Annotated in this window: 18 protein-coding genes; 8 read left to right on the forward strand and 10 right to left on the reverse strand. The window is 57.0% G+C overall.

What is annotated here, in order from left to right; all coding sequences use genetic code 11:
- Nucleotides 1-5: 5 nt before the first annotated feature.
- Nucleotides 6-950 (reverse strand): zinc ABC transporter substrate-binding protein ZnuA, encoded by a 945-nt coding sequence (gene znuA, locus OKF39_RS14620; protein ID WP_479983812.1) that lies wholly within the window; start codon nucleotides 948-950, stop codon nucleotides 6-8.
- A 77-nt stretch (nucleotides 951-1,027) separates the two neighbouring features.
- On the opposite strand from znuA, the gene znuC reads away from it, so the two are divergent.
- Together znuC and znuB are read left to right on the forward strand one after the other, a co-directional pair.
- Complete coding sequence (gene znuC / locus OKF39_RS14625) at nucleotides 1,028-1,783, forward strand: zinc ABC transporter ATP-binding protein ZnuC (RefSeq protein WP_028013621.1); 756 nt, start codon at nucleotides 1,028-1,030, stop codon at nucleotides 1,781-1,783.
- Complete coding sequence (gene znuB / locus OKF39_RS14630) at nucleotides 1,780-2,565, forward strand: zinc ABC transporter permease subunit ZnuB (RefSeq protein ID WP_041909449.1); 786 nt, start codon at nucleotides 1,780-1,782, stop codon at nucleotides 2,563-2,565. Before znuC ends, znuB begins: the two co-directional genes overlap by 4 nt.
- A gap of 52 nt (nucleotides 2,566-2,617) precedes the next feature.
- Here the strand turns inward: znuB and ruvB are convergent, their stop codons facing one another.
- From ruvB to aspS, 6 genes are all read right to left on the reverse strand, one after another.
- Nucleotides 2,618-3,628 (reverse strand): Holliday junction branch migration DNA helicase RuvB, encoded by a 1,011-nt coding sequence (gene ruvB, locus OKF39_RS14635; RefSeq protein ID WP_028013623.1) that lies wholly within the window; start codon nucleotides 3,626-3,628, stop codon nucleotides 2,618-2,620.
- An 8-nt stretch (nucleotides 3,629-3,636) separates the two neighbouring features.
- The gene (gene ruvA, locus OKF39_RS14640) at nucleotides 3,637-4,251 is read right to left on the reverse strand and encodes a Holliday junction branch migration protein RuvA (protein ID WP_028013624.1); all 615 of its coding nucleotides are present in this window, start codon (nucleotides 4,249-4,251) and stop codon (nucleotides 3,637-3,639) included.
- 80 nt (nucleotides 4,252-4,331) lie between these two features.
- A complete protein-coding gene (ruvC, locus tag OKF39_RS14645; protein ID WP_003859749.1) occupies nucleotides 4,332-4,853 on the reverse strand; it encodes a crossover junction endodeoxyribonuclease RuvC in 522 nt (173 codons plus the stop codon).
- 34 nt (nucleotides 4,854-4,887) lie between these two features.
- Nucleotides 4,888-5,628 (reverse strand): YebC/PmpR family DNA-binding transcriptional regulator, encoded by a 741-nt coding sequence (locus OKF39_RS14650; RefSeq protein WP_003859747.1) that lies wholly within the window; start codon nucleotides 5,626-5,628, stop codon nucleotides 4,888-4,890.
- A 27-nt stretch (nucleotides 5,629-5,655) separates the two neighbouring features.
- Nucleotides 5,656-6,099: a dihydroneopterin triphosphate diphosphatase gene (nudB, locus tag OKF39_RS14655; protein WP_028013626.1), complete on the reverse strand. Its 444-nt coding sequence runs from the start codon at nucleotides 6,097-6,099 to the stop codon at nucleotides 5,656-5,658.
- A gap of 1 nt (nucleotide 6,100) precedes the next feature.
- Nucleotides 6,101-7,873 carry an aspartate--tRNA ligase gene (aspS, locus tag OKF39_RS14660; protein ID WP_028013627.1) on the reverse strand — a complete coding sequence of 591 codons (1,773 nt, stop codon included), beginning with the start codon at nucleotides 7,871-7,873 and terminating at the stop codon, nucleotides 6,101-6,103.
- Between the two features lie 264 nt (nucleotides 7,874-8,137).
- Between aspS and OKF39_RS14665 the strand changes: the two genes are divergently transcribed.
- From OKF39_RS14665 to cmoB, 5 genes are read left to right on the forward strand one after another with little or no spacing between them, the layout of a single operon-like run.
- Nucleotides 8,138-8,704, forward strand: a complete 567-nt coding sequence (locus OKF39_RS14665) for a hydrolase (protein ID WP_047367817.1) — start codon at nucleotides 8,138-8,140, stop codon at nucleotides 8,702-8,704.
- A complete protein-coding gene (locus OKF39_RS14670; protein WP_045260317.1) occupies nucleotides 8,701-9,519 on the forward strand; it encodes a DUF72 domain-containing protein in 819 nt (272 codons plus the stop codon). Before OKF39_RS14665 ends, OKF39_RS14670 begins: the two co-directional genes overlap by 4 nt.
- Before the next feature lie 52 nt (nucleotides 9,520-9,571).
- Nucleotides 9,572-9,967, forward strand: a complete 396-nt coding sequence (locus OKF39_RS14675) for an MAPEG family protein (protein WP_028013630.1) — start codon at nucleotides 9,572-9,574, stop codon at nucleotides 9,965-9,967.
- A 40-nt stretch (nucleotides 9,968-10,007) separates the two neighbouring features.
- Complete coding sequence (gene cmoA / locus OKF39_RS14680) at nucleotides 10,008-10,751, forward strand: carboxy-S-adenosyl-L-methionine synthase CmoA (protein ID WP_045260318.1); 744 nt, start codon at nucleotides 10,008-10,010, stop codon at nucleotides 10,749-10,751.
- Nucleotides 10,748-11,719 carry a tRNA 5-methoxyuridine(34)/uridine 5-oxyacetic acid(34) synthase CmoB gene (gene cmoB / locus OKF39_RS14685; RefSeq protein ID WP_028013632.1) on the forward strand — a complete coding sequence of 324 codons (972 nt, stop codon included), beginning with the start codon at nucleotides 10,748-10,750 and terminating at the stop codon, nucleotides 11,717-11,719. The genes cmoA and cmoB overlap by 4 nt, the downstream gene beginning before the upstream one ends.
- A 120-nt stretch (nucleotides 11,720-11,839) precedes the next feature.
- Here the strand turns inward: cmoB and cutC are convergent, their stop codons facing one another.
- Both cutC and OKF39_RS14695 read right to left on the reverse strand, forming a co-directional pair.
- Entirely contained in the window at nucleotides 11,840-12,583 is a 744-nt protein-coding gene (gene cutC, locus OKF39_RS14690) for a copper homeostasis protein CutC (RefSeq protein WP_028013633.1), read from the reverse strand.
- A 78-nt stretch (nucleotides 12,584-12,661) separates the two neighbouring features.
- A complete protein-coding gene (locus tag OKF39_RS14695) occupies nucleotides 12,662-13,222 on the reverse strand; it encodes a VOC family protein (RefSeq protein WP_479983089.1) in 561 nt (186 codons plus the stop codon).
- Nucleotides 13,223-13,461: 239 nt separating this feature from the next.
- Here OKF39_RS14695 and argS point away from each other — a divergent pair, with 239 nt between their 5' ends.
- Complete coding sequence (argS, locus tag OKF39_RS14700) at nucleotides 13,462-15,195, forward strand: arginine--tRNA ligase (protein WP_028013635.1); 1,734 nt, start codon at nucleotides 13,462-13,464, stop codon at nucleotides 15,193-15,195.
- A 34-nt stretch (nucleotides 15,196-15,229) separates the two neighbouring features.
- Here argS and bglB read toward each other — a convergent pair whose 3' ends face one another.
- Complete coding sequence (gene bglB, locus OKF39_RS14705; protein ID WP_411763486.1) at nucleotides 15,230-16,369, reverse strand: beta-galactosidase BglB; 1,140 nt, start codon at nucleotides 16,367-16,369, stop codon at nucleotides 15,230-15,232.

Raw genomic sequence — 16,369 nt, forward strand, 5'->3', positions numbered from 1 at the left:
CCTCGTTAATCTCCTTTCAGGCAGCTCGCATACTGGTTCGCCAGTTGGCTGAGGAACTGCGAATAGCTCGCTTTGCTCAACTGGATATTCGTACCTAGCGGGTCAAGGGTTCCCATGCGCACGGATGTTCCCCTGGCCACGGCTTCTACGACCGCTGGCCTGAACTGTGGCTCAGCAAAAACGCATGTCGCTTTCTGCTCAACCAACTGTGTTCTGATTTCATGTAAACGCTGCGCACCAGGTTGAATTTCAGGGTTGACGGTAAAGTGCCCAAGCGGGGTCAGGCCGTAGTGTTTTTCGTAGTAGCCGTAGGCGTCATGAAAAACGAAATACCCTTTTCCTTTCAACGGTGCGAGCTCATTACCTACCTGCTTATCGGTTGCGGCTAATTGTGCCTCAAAATCCTTCAGGTTGGCGTCTAGTTTGGCTCGACTTTGCGGCATAAGTTCCACTAATTTGTCATGGATTGCAACCGCTGAAAGCCGCGCTATCTCTGGGGATAGCCAGAGATGCATGTTGTACTCGCCGTGATGGTGATCTCCATCACCTTTTTCACCCTCTGCAGCGTGATGGTCATGTTCGTAACCGTCCTCATCCGCCCCTTTCATGAGCAACGGTTTCACGCCGGAAAGCCCGGCAATCGCGACCTGTTTTTCATCAGCAATCTGTTTGGCGGATTTCTGCATGAATGCTTCCATCTCCGGACCAATCCAGACAACTAAGTCTGCGTTTTGTAAGCGTTTTACATCAGACGGGCGCAGAGAATAGTCATGCTCTGAAGCCCCGTCAGGGAGCAGAACCTGGGTTTCCGTTACCCCATCGGCAATGGCCGACGCGATGAATCCAAGCGGTTTAAGCGAAGCAACAACGGCAGCGTTAACATCTTGTGCGGTTGTTCCCCAAAGGGCAGCGGATAATGCTGCGAAAAGAAGCGTATTTTTATGTAACATAATGCGACTAATCATCGTAGTGAATGCGTAGAATGTGATATTATAACATTCGTTGACTTCTTCAAGCTTAAATTGACATGACGACTCTGGTTTCTCTCGACAATATTTCGGTCTCCTTTGGCCAGCGCCGCGTCCTCTCTGACGTATCGCTGGATCTCAAGCCCGGAAAAATTCTGACGCTGCTCGGCCCCAATGGCGCAGGTAAATCCACTCTGGTGCGCGTGGTGCTGGGTCTGGTTACACCGGATGAAGGTGTAATCACGCGCGAGGAAAAATTGCGGATCGGCTATGTGCCGCAAAAATTACATCTGGACGCCACCCTGCCGCTGACGGTAAATCGTTTTCTGCGTCTGCGTCCCGGCACGCGAAAAGCCGATATTCTCCCGGCGCTGAAGCGCGTGCAGGCGGGCCACCTTATCGACGCGCCGTTGCAGAAGCTGTCCGGCGGTGAGACGCAGCGCGTTTTGCTGGCCCGTGCGCTGCTGAGCAGCCCGCAGCTGCTGGTGCTGGATGAGCCAACCCAGGGCGTGGACGTCAATGGTCAGGTCGCGCTTTATGATTTGATCGACCAGCTGCGCCGCGAACTGAACTGCGCCGTGCTGATGGTCTCCCATGACCTACATCTGGTGATGGCGAAAACCGACGAAGTGCTGTGTCTCAACCATCACATTTGCTGTTCCGGCACGCCTGAAGTGGTCTCAATGCACCCGGAATTTATCTCCATGTTCGGCCCTCGCGGCGCTGAACAGCTTGGCATTTATCGCCATCATCATAATCACCGCCATGATTTGCAGGGACGAATCGTTCTGCGTCGGGGAAATGGACACTCATGATTGAACTGTTACTGCCCGGCTGGCTGGCCGGGGTTATGCTTGCCTGCGCCGCAGGCCCACTCGGCTCGTTTGTGGTGTGGCGCAGAATGTCTTACTTCGGTGATACCCTGGCGCATGCGTCGCTGCTGGGCGTTGCCTTTGGTTTGCTGCTGGATGTGAATCCCTTTTACGCGGTGATTGTGGTCACGCTGCTGCTGGCGGCCGGTCTGGTCTGGCTGGAGAAGCGCCCTCACCTCGCGATTGATACGCTGCTTGGCATCATGGCGCACAGCGCGCTGTCGCTGGGTCTGGTCGTTGTTAGCCTGATGTCAAATATCCGCGTTGACCTGATGGCCTACCTGTTCGGCGATCTGCTGGCCGTAACGCCTGACGATCTCATCGCGATCGCCATTGGCGTGGTGGTGGTACTGGGTATTCTGCTGTGGCAGTGGCGGAATTTACTGGCAATGACCGTCAGCCCGGATCTGGCGTTTGTCGACGGCGTGAAGCTGCAGCGCGTGAAGCTGCTGCTGATGCTGGTGACGGCGTTAACGATTGGCGTGGCAATGAAGTTTGTCGGCGCACTGATCATCACGTCGCTGCTGATTATCCCTGCCGCCACGGCGCGCCGTTTTGCACGTACGCCAGAGCAAATGGCCGGTATCGCGGTGGTTATCGGGATGATCGCCGTCACGGGCGGGTTAACCTTTTCGGCGTTTTATGACACGCCGGCCGGACCGTCGGTGGTCTTGAGCGCGGCGGTGTTGTTTGTTTTCAGTATGATGAAAAAGACCGCGCAGTAGTCAGCATGTCCCCGGTGGCGCTTCGCTTACCGGGGCTACCATTTATCGCTACTTACGGCATCGCGGGCGGCGTAATACCGAAATGATTCCACGCCCGCACCGTCGCCATACGACCACGTGGGGTACGCTGTAAGAAGCCCTGCTGGATCAGATACGGCTCCAGCACATCTTCGATAGTCTCACGCTCTTCGCCAATCGCCGCCGCCAGGTTATCCAGCCCAACCGGGCCACCGAAGAACTTGTCCAGCACCGCCAGCAGCAGTTTGCGGTCCATATAGTCAAAGCCTTCAGCATCGACGTTCAGCATATCCAGCGCCTGAGCGGCGATCTCGGCGGAAATCGAACCATCGTGCTTCACTTCAGCAAAGTCACGCACGCGGCGCAGCAGGCGGTTGGCAATACGCGGCGTACCGCGGGAACGCTTCGCCACTTCATATGCCCCCTCTTCGCTCATATCCAGCCCCATGTAGCGCGCGCTGCGCCCCACGATATGCTGAAGATCGGGCACCTGATAAAACTCCAGACGCTGAACGATGCCAAAGCGGTCGCGCAGCGGAGAGGTTAGCGACCCGGCGCGCGTCGTGGCGCCAATCAGGGTAAACGGCGGCAGATCGATTTTGATGGAGCGCGCGGCCGGGCCTTCGCCGATCATGATATCCAGCTGGTAATCTTCCATCGCCGGATAGAGCACTTCCTCCACCACCGGTGACAGGCGGTGGATCTCATCGATAAACAGCACGTCATGCGGTTCAAGGTTGGTCAGCATCGCCGCCAGATCGCCCGCTTTCTCCAGCACCGGGCCGGAGGTGGTACGCAGGTTGACGCCCATTTCATTGGCGACGATATTCGCCAGGGTAGTTTTCCCTAATCCCGGCGGGCCAAAAATCAGCAGGTGATCGAGCGCATCGCCGCGCAGCTTTGCCGCCTGGATGAAAATCTCCATCTGGGAACGTACCTGCGGCTGGCCGATGTACTCATCAAGCAGCTTCGGGCGGATCGCACGATCCACCACGTCTTCTGCCTGAAGGGTGCCTGCCGATACCAGGCGGTCTGCTTCAATCATCCTTTACCTCACAATGCAGCGCGCAGCGCTTCACGAATCAGAGTTTCACTGCTGGCGTCCGGTTTGGCAATTTTGCTCACCATCCGGCTGGCCTCCTGAGGTTTATAGCCCAGCGCCACCAGCGCGGCAACCGCTTCCTGCTCGGCGTCATCATCAGAGGCAGGCGCACCCGGAGCAGTCAGAACCAAATCGGCAGCCGGAGTGAACAGATCGCCGTGCAGACCTTTAAAGCGGTCTTTCATCTCAACAATCAGACGCTCTGCGGTTTTCTTACCAATGCCCGGAAGCTTAACCAGCGCCGCGGGGTCTTCGCGCTCAACGGCATTCACAAACTGCGGAGCGGACATACCGGACAAAATCGCCAGCGCCAGCTTAGGCCCCACACCGTTGGTTTTAATCAGCTCGCGAAACAGGGTGCGTTCCTGCTTGTTGTTAAAGCCGTACAGCAGCTGAGCGTCTTCACGCACCACAAACTGGGTAAAGACAATCGCCTCTTTGCCCGCGTCCGGCAGCTCGTAGAAGCAGGTCATCGGCATATGGACTTCATAGCCCACGCCACCCACTTCCAGCAGCACTAACGGGGGTTGTTTTTCAATGATGATGCCTCTGAGTCTGCCTATCACGTGACGCTCCTGCGTTCTGGGAGAAATTAACTGCCGACATAATAAAAAAAGGCTGGATGTTTATCCAGCCTGATTTCTGATTATCGTAACCTGCCTCGCGCCAGATTGAGCCGCGACTCGCTCATTTGCATCGCGTTCTGGCTGACGTGGCAGTGGGTAATTGCAATCGCCAGCGCATCGGCGGCGTCGGCCTGCGGGTTCGCGGGAAGCTTCAGCAGGGTGCGCACCATGTGCTGCACCTGGCTCTTCTCCGCGCTACCGATGCCCACCACCGTCTGCTTAACCTGGCGCGCGGCGTATTCGAACACCGGGAGATCCTGGTTCACAGCGGCAACAATCGCCACCCCACGCGCCTGACCGAGCTTCAGCGCCGAATCCGCGTTCTTCGCCATAAAGACCTGCTCAATGGCGAAATAGTCTGGCTGAAACTGGGTGATGATCTCCGATACGCCCGCATAAATAAGCTTGAGGCGCGACGGCAGATCGTCCACTTTGGTGCGAATGCATCCACTGCCGAGGTAGGTTAGCTGGCGTCCCACCTGACGGATAACGCCATACCCGGTGACGCGTGAGCCGGGGTCAATCCCGAGGATAATCGACATCACGCGTCTCCCGTAAACGGTTTACAGGCTCTCATCAGAGAGTCGCTGCAACCTCATCAGAGATTTCACCGTTGTGGTACACTTCCTGCACGTCGTCGCAGTCTTCGAGCATGTCGATCAGACGCAGCAGTTTCGGTGCGGTTTCTGCATCCATATCCGCTTTGGTGGACGGGATCATGGAGACTTCAGCGTTGTCCGCTTTCAGGCCCGCCGCTTCCAGCGCATCGCGCACGGCACCCATCTCTTCCCACGCGGTGTAGACGTCAATGGCACCATCATCGTAGGTCACCACGTCTTCCGCACCCGCTTCCAGCGCCGCTTCCATGATCGCATCTTCGTCGCCTTTCTCGAAAGAGATGACGCCTTTTTTGCTGAACAGGTAAGCTACGGAGCCGTCAGTGCCCAGGTTGCCACCGGTTTTGGTGAACGCGTGGCGCACTTCCGCAACGGTACGGTTACGGTTGTCAGACAGGCATTCAACCATCACCGCAGTACCGCCAGGGCCGTAACCTTCATAAATGATGGTTTCCATATTCGCGTCTTCATCACCGCCCACGCCGCGTGCGATAGCACGGTTCAGGGTGTCACGCGTCATGTTGTTAGACAGCGCTTTATCTACCGCCGCGCGCAGGCGTGGGTTAGACGCCGGGTCGCCGCCGCCCAGACGCGCTGCTGTCACCAGCTCGCGAATGATTTTGGTAAAGATCTTACCGCGCTTGGCATCCTGTGCCGCTTTACGGTGTTTGGTGTTGGCCCACTTACTATGACCTGCCATAAAAAGTTCTCCAAAAATCGCGCCTTCTCAGGCCGCGTTAATTACAAATTCTTCAATCGCCTGCCGGTTGCTCCACGACTTGGTCAGTGCGGCGGCATCCGCCGCGTTCACCCAGCGGTAGTTCAGGTGTTCGGTAAACACGATCTCCCGCTCATGGGGGAGCGCGAGACAGAACCACGACTCCGTGTTGCGCTCAATGCCCGGCGCATAGCGATGACGTAAATGGCTAAAAATTTCAAACTCCACCGTGCGCTGACAGTCCTTCAGGGTCAGTTGCTCATGAGCAACGTCAATGGCGACCTCTTCCTTTACTTCACGCGCGGCGGCCTGCGGCGCGGTCTCCCCCTCTTCCAGGCTGCCGGTAACCGACTGCCAGAAATCAGGATCGTCGCGCCGCTGCAACATCAGCACCCGCTTCGTGTCTTCTGCATAAATGACCACCAGGACAGAAACGGGAAGCTTATATGCCATATCAGTTTTTCTCTTCCTTCTTCACCACTTCAATGCCCAGCTCGGCCAGCGCTGCCGGGTTGGCAAAGCTTGGCGCTTCGGTCATCAGACACGCTGCGGCAGTGGTTTTCGGGAAGGCGATAACGTCACGAATGTTATCGGTGCCGGTCAGCAGCATGGTCAGACGGTCGAGACCGAAGGCCAGACCCGCGTGCGGAGGCGTGCCGTACTTCAGGGCGTCCAGCAGGAAGCCAAACTTCTCGCGCTGTTCCTGCTCGTTAATACCCAGAATGCCGAACACGGTCTGCTGCATTTCACCGCTGTGAATACGCACGGAGCCGCCGCCCACTTCATAGCCGTTGATAACCATGTCATAAGCGTTTGCCACTGCCTCTTCCGGCGCCGCTTTCAGCTCTGCCGCCGTCATCTCTTTTGGCGAGGTGAACGGGTGGTGCATCGCGGTCAGGCCGCCTTCACCGTCGTCTTCAAACATCGGGAAGTCGATAACCCACAGCGGTGCCCATTTGCTTTCGTCGGTCAGGTTCAGGTCTTTGCCGAGCTTCAGACGCAGCGCGCCCATCGCATCCGCAACGACTTTCTTGTTGTCTGCGCCGAAGAAGATCATGTCGCCGTCCTGCGCACCGGTGCGCTCAAGGATCGCTTCCACGATGTCCGCGTTCAGGAACTTCGCCACCGGGCTGGTGATCCCTTCCAGACCTTTCGCACGCTCGGTCACTTTAATATAGGCCAGACCTTTCGCGCCGTAGATCTTAATAAAGTTGCCGTAGTCATCAATCTGCTTACGGCTCAGCGCCGCGCCGCCCGGTACGCGCAGGGCAGCCACGCGGCCTTTCGGATCGTTAGCCGGTCCCGCGAATACCGCGAACTCAACGGATTTCACCAGGTCTGCCACGTCCACCAGCTCCATCGGGTTACGCAGGTCTGGTTTGTCGGAGCCGTAGCGACGTTCCGCTTCGGCGAAGGTCATGATCGGGAAATCGCCCAGCTCAACGCCCTTCACGTCGTTCCACAGGCTACGCACCAGCGCTTCCATCACTTCACGCACCTGTTCGGCGGTCATGAAGGAAGTCTCAACATCGATCTGGGTAAATTCTGGCTGACGGTCAGCGCGCAGGTCTTCGTCGCGGAAGCACTTAACGATTTGATAATAGCGGTCGAAGCCGGACATCATCAGCAGCTGTTTGAACAGCTGCGGTGACTGCGGCAGCGCGTAGAATTTGCCTTTATGAACGCGGGATGGCACCAGGTAATCGCGCGCGCCTTCCGGCGTCGCTTTGGTCAGCATCGGGGTTTCAATATCGAGGAAACCGTGATCGTCCATAAAGCGACGCACCAGGCTGGTGATTTTCGCACGGGTTTTCAGGCGCTGAGCCATTTCCGGACGACGCAGATCCAGGTAGCGGTATTTCAGACGCGCTTCTTCAGTGTTGACGTGGTTGGAGTCCAGCGGCAGCGCTTCGGCACGGTTGATGATAACCAGATCGGACGCCAGCACTTCGATAGCGCCCGTCGCCATGTCTGCGTTAACGTTTTTCTCGTCACGCGCACGCACGGTGCCGGTGACCTGAATGCAGAACTCATTACGCAGCTCAGAGGCCAGCTTCAGCGCATCTGCGCGATCCGGGTCGAAGAACACCTGAACGATACCTTCACGGTCGCGCATATCGATGAAGATAAGGCTACCAAGATCACGACGACGGTTGACCCAACCACACAGGGTGACCTGCTGTCCGACGTGGGACTGACGCAGCTGCCCGCAATATTCTGTACGCATGAGATATCCCTTAATTAGCCGCAGGCTAAATGTCGCCTGGTATGCAGGCTACTATGTCGCAGCTTTCTGTATGTCACAACTGGATGAAAAAAGGCGGCTATTATACTGGAAATTCCGCCGGACGATAAGAGCGAACCACCGCCAGACGGTCGTTTGCTGCACTCTTATTGCGCATTCTCACAAAAATTAACAAAATTATCCGACCGATAACAGGTCATCACGTCGTAAGGTGTTACGGAAGTGATTAATTTACCTGGAGTGACGATGTTAACACTTGATGCCCGCAAAACCGCGCTTGTTGTGATTGATTTACAGGAAGGGATCCTGCCCTTCGCCGGTGGCCCACACGCAGCGGATGAAGTCGTCAGCCGCGCCGCTCGCCTGGCCGAGAAGTGCCGCGCCAGCGGTGCCCCTGTGGTCATGGTGCGCGTCGGCTGGTCCGCTGATTTCGCCGAGGCGTTAAAACAGCCCGTTGATGCCCAGGCGCCCGCACATGCCCTGCCGGAAAACTGGTGGACGTACCCGGTGTCGCTGGGCAAACGCGACAGCGATATCGAAGTCACTAAACGCCAGTGGGGCGCGTTCTACGGGACCGACCTTGAGCTGCAGCTTCGCCGCCGCGGTATCGACACCATTATTCTGTGCGGCATTTCCACCAATATCGGCGTCGAATCGACAGCCCGTAACGCCTGGGAGCTGGGCTTTAATCTGGTGATTGCTGAAGATGCCTGCAGCGCGGCTTCCGCGGAGCAGCATCAGGGCAGCATGACCCATATCTTCCCGCGCATCGGACGCGTGCGTAGTACGGATGAGATTTTAAGCGCGCTATGATGTACGTGGGCCTGCCCCAGTGGTCGCACCCGAAATGGGTGCGCCTGGGCATTACCAGCCTTGAAGAGTATGCCCGACACTTTAACTGCGTCGAGGGTAACACCACGCTGTATGCGCTGCCCAAAGCCGAGATAGTCGAACGCTGGCGGGAGCAAACAACGGACGATTTCCGTTTCTGCTTTAAGTTTCCGGCGACCATTTCCCACCAGGCCGCGCTGCGCAACTGCGGGGACTTAACCGAAGAATTTTTCACGCGCATGTCGCCGCTGGCGAACCGAATTGGACAATACTGGCTCCAGCTTCCCGCCACGTTTGGCCCGCGCGATCTGCCCGCCCTGTGGCAGTTCCTGGATGCCCTGCCCCGCGAATTCACCTACGGCGTGGAAGTCCGACATCAGGATTTCTTTGCGAAAGGCGAAGCCGAAAAAGCGCTCAACCGGGGCCTGCTGGATCGTTCCGTTAACCGGGTGATCCTCGACAGTCGTCCGGTGCACAACGCGGTACCGCATAACGAGGCCATCGTTGATGCTCAGCGTAAAAAACCGAAAGTGCCGGTCCACGCCATCGTGACCGCACAGAACCCGATGGTCAGGTTCATCGGCAGCGACAACATGCAGCAAAATCAGGCGATGTTCGCCGTCTGGCTGCAAAAACTCGCGAGCTGGGAGCACACCACCACGCCGTACCTCTTTTTGCACACGCCGGATATTGCTCAGGCGCCCGAACTGGTCGATGCTCTGTGGCAGGCCTTGCAAGCCGCGGTGCCGTCCGTGGGCAGCGTCCCTTCCATCCCACAACAATCTTCTCTTTTCTGATATCACCCCCTATCATAGTGAAGTGCCATCTGCCAAAAAACAGGGAGTTAGTATGGTCAGCGCGCTGTATGCGGTGTTAGGTGCATTACTGCTGATTAAATTTTCGTTTGATGTTGTGCGCCTCAGGATGCAGTACCGCGTCTCTTACGGCGACGGCGGTTTCTCCGAACTGCAAAGCGCTATTCGTATTCACGGTAATGCGGTGGAATACATTCCCGTTGCTCTCATCCTGCTGCTGTTTATGGAGATGAATGGCGCGGAAACCTGGATGGTGCATATTTGTGGCCTGATGCTTATTGCTGGCCGGTTAATGCATTATTACGGCTTTCACCACCGTTTATTCCGCTGGCGTCGTTCCGGCATGAGCGCGACCTGGTGTTCGCTTTTGCTGATGGTGCTGGCTAACCTGTGGTATATGCCGTGGGAGTTGGTTTTCTCCCTCCATTAGCGCACAATACGCCACTTTATTTTTCCCGGATTTTTACGTTATGTCAGATCGCGACACGCTTTTTTCCGCGCCTATCGCCAGCCTGGGCGACTGGACCTTCGATGAACGGGTAGCCGAAGTCTTCCCGGATATGATCCAGCGCTCTGTTCCCGGTTATTCCAATATTATCTCTATGATCGGTATGCTGGCTGAGCGCTTCGTTCAACCCGGTACGCAGGTCTATGACCTGGGCTGCTCGCTCGGCGCGGCAACGCTGTCGGTACGTCGTAACATTCATCACGATGGCTGCCGAATCATTGCCGTCGATAACTCCCCGGCCATGGTGGAACGCTGCCGTCGCCATATTGACGCGTACAAAGCGCCCGTTCCGGTGGACGTGGTGGAAGGCGATATCCGCGAGATCGAGATTAACAACGCCTCGATGGTAGTGCTGAATTTTACCCTGCAGTTCCTGGTGCCTGAAGACCGCCAGCTGCTGCTGGACAAAATTTACCAGGGGCTGAATCCCGGCGGCGCGCTGGTGCTTTCTGAAAAATTCAGCTTTGAGGATGCCAAAGTAGGCGAGCTGCTGTTCAACATGCACCACGATTTCAAACGGGCGAACGGCTACAGCGAGCTGGAGATCAGCCAGAAGCGCAGCATGCTGGAAAACGTGATGCTGACGGACTCCGTGGAAACCCATAAAGCGCGCCTGCACAAAGCCGGTTTTGAGCACAGCGAATTGTGGTTCCAGTGCTTTAACTTTGGCTCTCTGGTGGCGCTAAAAGCCGGGGATGCAGCATGATTGAATTCAGCAACTTTTATCAGCTGATTGCTAAAAACCATCTTTCCCACTGGCTGGAGACCCTGCCGGCGCAGATTGCCGCCTGGCAGCGCGATCAGCAGCACGGCCTGTTAAAGCAGTGGTCAAATGCCGTGGAGTATCTGCCGGAGCTGACGCCGCATCGTCTGGATTTACTGCACAGCGTGACGGCGGAAAGCGCAGAGCCGCTCCCTGCCGGGCAGATCAACCGCATCGAAACGCTGATGCGTAATTTAATGCCGTGGCGCAAAGGGCCGTTCTCGCTGTACGGCGTGAACATCAATACCGAGTGGCGCTCAGACTGGAAGTGGGATCGCGTACTGCCGCACCTTTCCGACCTGACCGGGCGCACCATTCTGGACGTTGGCTGCGGCAGCGGTTACCACATGTGGCGCATGATTGGCGCGGGAGCCCATCTGGCGGTCGGCATCGACCCGATGCAGCTCTTCCTGTGCCAGTTTGAGGCGGTGCGAAAACTGCTCGGCAACGACCAGCGCGCGCATCTGCTGCCGCTGGGCATAGAGCAGCTCCCTGCCCTGAAAGCGTTCGATACCGTCTTCTCGATGGGCGTGCTGTATCACCGTCGTTCCCCGCTTGAACACCTGTGGCAGCTCAAAGATCAGCTGGTCAGCGGCGGCGAGCTGGTGCTGGAAACGCTGGTGATTGAAGGCGATGAGCATGCGGTTCTGGTTCCGGGCGATCGCTACGCGCAGATGCGCAACGTTTACTTCATCCCGTCCGCGCTGGCGCTGAAAAACTGGCTGGAGAAATGCGGATTTGTGGATGTGCGCATTGCTGATGTTTGCGTAACGTCTATCGAAGAGCAGCGCCGCACCGACTGGATGATCACCGAATCGCTGGAGCAGTTCCTCGACCCGGCCGACCACAGCAAAACCGTTGAAGGCTATCCTGCACCGATGCGTGCGGTGTTGATTGCGACCAAGCCGTAGTTTTCCCCTCTCCCCCGTGGGGTGAGGGGATAAAAAAAGGCCCCTGTTGAAATTGCAGGGGCCTGGTACAAGCAAGCATCATATTGGGCGACATGATGCGCGGTAAAAATCGGTACGTTGCTACACGTGATGACGCTCAATCAGCGACTTCATTTCCGCAACCGACTCTCCCTCTACGCCGTAGCGAGAATATTCATCCGCTTCAGCATCCGTCGACATTGACAGCCCTGTATTGCGATAACGCATGGGTGAAGGTATCCATTTCCCCGCAGAGCTGTGAAGCTCTTCCACCCCGGCGTTTAAAAACCGTTCCAGATTGCTGGCACGGACTCCCGCACCCGCCATTATTATTGGAACACCGGAATGTGCTTTTAGTTCCGTAATTAATTGCAGACCTTTTTCCGCCGAAGACTGCTGTCCCGATGTCAGAACGCGCGCCACGCCAAGTTCGGCAAGCGTATCAAATGCTTGCAGGGGATCTTTGCACATATCAAACGCACGATGAAAGGTGACGGCCATTCCTTTCGCGGCGTCCATCACCTTACGCATCCGCGGCAGGTCGACGTGACCATCTTCATCAAGCAGGCCGGTAACCAGCCCCGGGAAGCCCAGGTCACGAACCAGCGCGATATCTTCAAGCATGGCACTGAACTCGCCCGCCGTGTAACAAAAATCGCCGCCGCGAGGGCGAATAATCGGGTGGACCGGGATGGTGACGGCCTGGCGGGCAGACTTCAACACGCCGTATGAAGGCGTTAACCCCCCTTCTTTCGGGGCGGCGCATAGCTCAATACGGTCAGCTCCCATCTGTTGCGCCGTTACGGCACACGCCACGCTGTAACAACAAATCTCCAGCAGCGCCATCTGCTTCTCCTTAAAATCAGCTTAACGCGCCATCATGGCACGCCTCTCGTTTCGTGTCTCAGCGACGAATCACAACTCTTAGGCTTCGCTGGCAACGATCTGCTCAATGGTCCAGGGATGAAATTTCACGGTCACCTGCCCGTCCGTCACGGCCAGCGTCGGGTTAGGCAGACGCTCGCGCTCGCCTTTGGGTGAACTCGTCTTCACAAAAATCCCCGGCTTGCTTAACCCGTCGTCTGACAGCAGGGCCAGGGCGCGCGCGTTCAACGTTTCCGGCTCACCCGGCAGGACGATTTCGATATGCTCCCAGCCTTCGTGCGGATAGCGTTTCTCGCCCGGCCACGGCAGTTCAACCACGGTGAACTGCCAGTGCGCCACGTTCACCGGCTCATGCAGTTTGAACAGACAAATGGGGCGTCCATTGATGATGTTCTCAGAGAGCAGCTCGCCGCACTGTTCAAACCCGCGACGCCAGCGCTCGGCGGTGGCATTCTGGTGGCAGCGCAAGGAAATGTGATCCGCCTCAAGCGGCACGATATCCAGACCAAGACGGGTGGCAAGTTCTGTGAACGCCTTTGTGAAGCACGGTAAATCTGCGGAAATATCATGCAGTTCGTCAATGGATTGCCAGTTCGCCATAAGTCAGTCTCTTTTCGTGTCGCAAAGTCGCTAATTTACTCCGTTGCCCCGTTTTGACCAACCGCAGAATCCGGCTTTTTATGACTGCATGGTTATGCACGCTTTCTTAGCCTGGATTCTGAGCAATCTTCGTCCCCCGCAATGCTGACGCCAGAAGGCATTTGCAGTATACTCCCGCCCTAAATTCTTTAACTGGCGCGGGCGGTTGTAAGCCCGCATCAAAAACGTAAGGTATCCAGGTGAATATTCAGGCTCTTCTCTCCGAAAAAGTCAGTCAGGCACTGATTGCCGCAGGCGCACCTGCGGATTGCGAACCGCAGGTTCGTCAGTCAGCAAAAGTACAGTTTGGCGACTATCAGGCTAATGGCGTGATGGCAGTGGCTAAAAAACTGGGCATGCCGCCGCGACAGCTCGCTGAGCAGGTACTGACGCATCTGGATCTCTCCGGCATTGCCAGCAAAACCGAAATTGCTGGTCCGGGCTTTATCAATATTTTCCTTGAGCCTGCGTTCCTGGCGAGCCACGTTGACGCGGCGCTGAAGTCTGACCGTCTGGGCGTTTCCCAGCCGGAAGCGCAGACAGTGGTGGTCGACTACTCTGCCCCGAACGTGGCGAAGGAGATGCACGTAGGCCACCTGCGCTCCACCATCATCGGTGACGCCGCGGTACGCACCCTTGAATTCCTCGGTCACAAGGTGATCCGCGCGAACCACGTGGGCGACTGGGGCACCCAGTTCGGCATGCTGATTGCTTACCTGGAAAAACAGCAGCAGGAAAACGCGGGTGAAATGGCGCTGGCGGACCTGGAAGGGTTCTACCGCGAAGCCAAAAAGCACTATGACGAAGACGAAGCCTTTGCCGAGCGCGCACGCAGCTACGTGGTGAAGCTGCAGGGCGGGGATCAATACTTCCTCGAGATGTGGCGCAAGCTGGTTGACATCACCATGTCCCAGAACCAGCTTACCTATAACCGTCTGAACGTGACCCTGACTCGCGACGACGTGATGGGTGAAAGCCTGTATAACCCGATGCTGCCAGGCATTGTGGCGGACCTGAAGGCCAAAAACCTGGCGGTGGAGAGCGAAGGCGCAACGGTAGTGTTCCTTGATGAGTACAAAAACAAGGAAGGCGAACCGATGGGCGTGATTATCCAGAAAAAGGATGGCGGCTACCTCTACACCACCACGGACATCGCGTGTGCGAAATACCGTTACGAAACCTTGCACGCCGACCGCGTGCTGTACTACATCGACTCCCGTCAGCACCAGCACCTGATGCAGGCGTGGACTATCGTGCGTAAAGCCGGTTACGTGCCGGACTGCGTGCCGCTGGAACACCACATGTTCGGCATGATGCTGGGTAAAGACGGCAAGCCGTTCAAAACCCGCGCGGGCGGTACTGTGAAGCTTTCCGATCTGCTGGACGAAGCGCTGGAGCGCGCCCGTCGCCTGGTGGCAGAGAAGAACCCGGACATGCCTGCTGACGAACTGGAAAAACTGGCCAACGCCGTCGGTATCGGCGCGGTGAAATACGCGGATCTTTCCAAGAACCGCACCACCGACTACATCTTCGACTGGGACAACATGCTGGCGTTTGAAGGCAACACGGCGCCGTACATGCAGTACGCCTATACCCGCGTGCTCTCCGTGTTCCGCAAGGCGAACATTGATGAAAGCGTGCTTGCGAATGCGACAGTGACCATCACGGAAGATCGTGAAGCACAGCTGGCGGCGCGTCTGCTGCAGTTCGAAGAGACGCTGACGGTTGTCGCGCGTGACGGCACGCCGCACGTGATGTGTGCTTACCTGTACGATCTGGCGGGTCTGTTCTCCGGCTTCTACGAGCACTGCCCTATTCTGTCTGCAGAAAATGAATCGGTGCGTAACAGCCGCCTGAAGCTGGCTCAGCTGACGGCGAAGACCCTGAAGCTGGGTCTGGATACCCTGGGTATCGAAACCGTAGAACGTATGTAAAAAAGAAACCCGGCAAACGCCGGGTTTTTTATTATCAGAAGTATTTCCGCAAATACTCTGTCAGACAGAGAATCGCCATCGCCTGGCCATACGGCATCGACGTCAGCGGGATCTGGCGATAAAAATCAAGATCGCTGCCCATGCCCGTACCGAACGACGTTTGCAGCAACTCCCCTTCCGGCGAGATATTTTTCACGATACCGCGAATCGCTTTTTCAGCAACGTCAGCATATTCAGGCTCAACATAGCGCTTCCGCACCGCTTTCAGGATCCCGTAGGCAAACCCTGCCGCGGCGGATGCCTCCAGGTACGAGTTCGGATCGTCCAGCAGCGTATGCCACAACCCGCTTTCGTCCTGACATTTTGCCAGCGCGGCGACCTGCGCCTTCAGCACCTGCACCAGATAACGGCGCACGGCGTTGTTTTCAGGCAGATCAACCAGTTCGAGGAAGTCGGGGATCACGATGGTGAGCCAGCTGTTGCCGCGCGCCCAGCGGGCCCGGGCAAAGTTATGATTGCCGTCGTAGCTCCAGCCGTGGAACCACAGCCCCGTCTCCCGGTCCATCAGGTTCTGCACGTGGAGCAGGAACTGATAGATCGCCTCCTCTACGTACTCCGGCTTATTCAGCAGCCTGCCGATTTTCGCCAGCGGCAGCACCGTCATCATCAGCGTGTCGTCCCACATCTGCTGATGATTCTCTTCCGCCAGCGTGATGTGCTGCATACCGCCGTGTTCGGTGCGTGGCATTTCAGTCATCGCCCACTCCGCCCAGCTTTCCAGCCACGGCAGCCAGGCCGGGTTTTTGCTCTCTTCGTAGCGATAGGCCAGCGTCAGGAACGGCGACATCGTATTGACGTTTTTGGTGGTGGCACCTTCCGCAAAGCGGTCGGCAAACCAGCTGTCGATAATGTTGCGCATCCCTTCGTCGCCTGTCTGGCAGTAGTACTGCCAGATGCCATACAGGCCGACGCCGTGCGTCCACTCCCATCCGGCCCAGCCTTTGGTGTCGATCACGCGCCCGTCGTCCAGCCGCAGCAAAAATTCACCCGTTTTGTCGTGGATATTGACCAGGTTGTGCGTCACTTTTTGAATCAGCGATTTCAGCTCGTCCCGGGCGATAAAGCGCTCTGGCTGACGCAATAGCGGGCTATGTTTGACAGGCCAAACTTTCAT

It is taken from the genome of Enterobacter cloacae complex sp. HYC042_NIDB, from assembly GCF_056673315.1.

Coding starts and splice junctions, on each gene's coding strand:
- OKF39_RS14695 (WP_479983089.1), bottom strand. CDS start 13,222: ATGGCGAACTGGCAATCCATTGACGAACTGCATGATATTTCCGCAGAT.
- cmoB (WP_028013632.1), top strand. CDS start 10,748: ATGATTGAATTCAGCAACTTTTATCAGCTGATTGCTAAAAACCATCTT.
- znuB (WP_041909449.1), top strand. CDS start 1,780: ATGATTGAACTGTTACTGCCCGGCTGGCTGGCCGGGGTTATGCTTGCC.
- OKF39_RS14665 (WP_047367817.1), top strand. CDS start 8,138: ATGTTAACACTTGATGCCCGCAAAACCGCGCTTGTTGTGATTGATTTA.
- nudB (WP_028013626.1), bottom strand. CDS start 6,099: ATGGCATATAAGCTTCCCGTTTCTGTCCTGGTGGTCATTTATGCAGAA.
- cutC (WP_028013633.1), bottom strand. CDS start 12,583: ATGGCGCTGCTGGAGATTTGTTGTTACAGCGTGGCGTGTGCCGTAACG.
- cmoA (WP_045260318.1), top strand. CDS start 10,008: ATGTCAGATCGCGACACGCTTTTTTCCGCGCCTATCGCCAGCCTGGGC.
- bglB (WP_411763486.1), bottom strand. CDS start 16,369: ATGAAAGTTTGGCCTGTCAAACATAGCCCGCTATTGCGTCAGCCAGAG.
- znuC (WP_028013621.1), top strand. CDS start 1,028: ATGACGACTCTGGTTTCTCTCGACAATATTTCGGTCTCCTTTGGCCAG.
- znuA (WP_479983812.1), bottom strand. CDS start 950: ATGTTACATAAAAATACGCTTCTTTTCGCAGCATTATCCGCTGCCCTT.
- OKF39_RS14650 (WP_003859747.1), bottom strand. CDS start 5,628: ATGGCAGGTCATAGTAAGTGGGCCAACACCAAACACCGTAAAGCGGCA.
- OKF39_RS14675 (WP_028013630.1), top strand. CDS start 9,572: ATGGTCAGCGCGCTGTATGCGGTGTTAGGTGCATTACTGCTGATTAAA.
- ruvC (WP_003859749.1), bottom strand. CDS start 4,853: ATGTCGATTATCCTCGGGATTGACCCCGGCTCACGCGTCACCGGGTAT.
- OKF39_RS14670 (WP_045260317.1), top strand. CDS start 8,701: ATGATGTACGTGGGCCTGCCCCAGTGGTCGCACCCGAAATGGGTGCGC.
- aspS (WP_028013627.1), bottom strand. CDS start 7,873: ATGCGTACAGAATATTGCGGGCAGCTGCGTCAGTCCCACGTCGGACAG.
- ruvB (WP_028013623.1), bottom strand. CDS start 3,628: ATGATTGAAGCAGACCGCCTGGTATCGGCAGGCACCCTTCAGGCAGAA.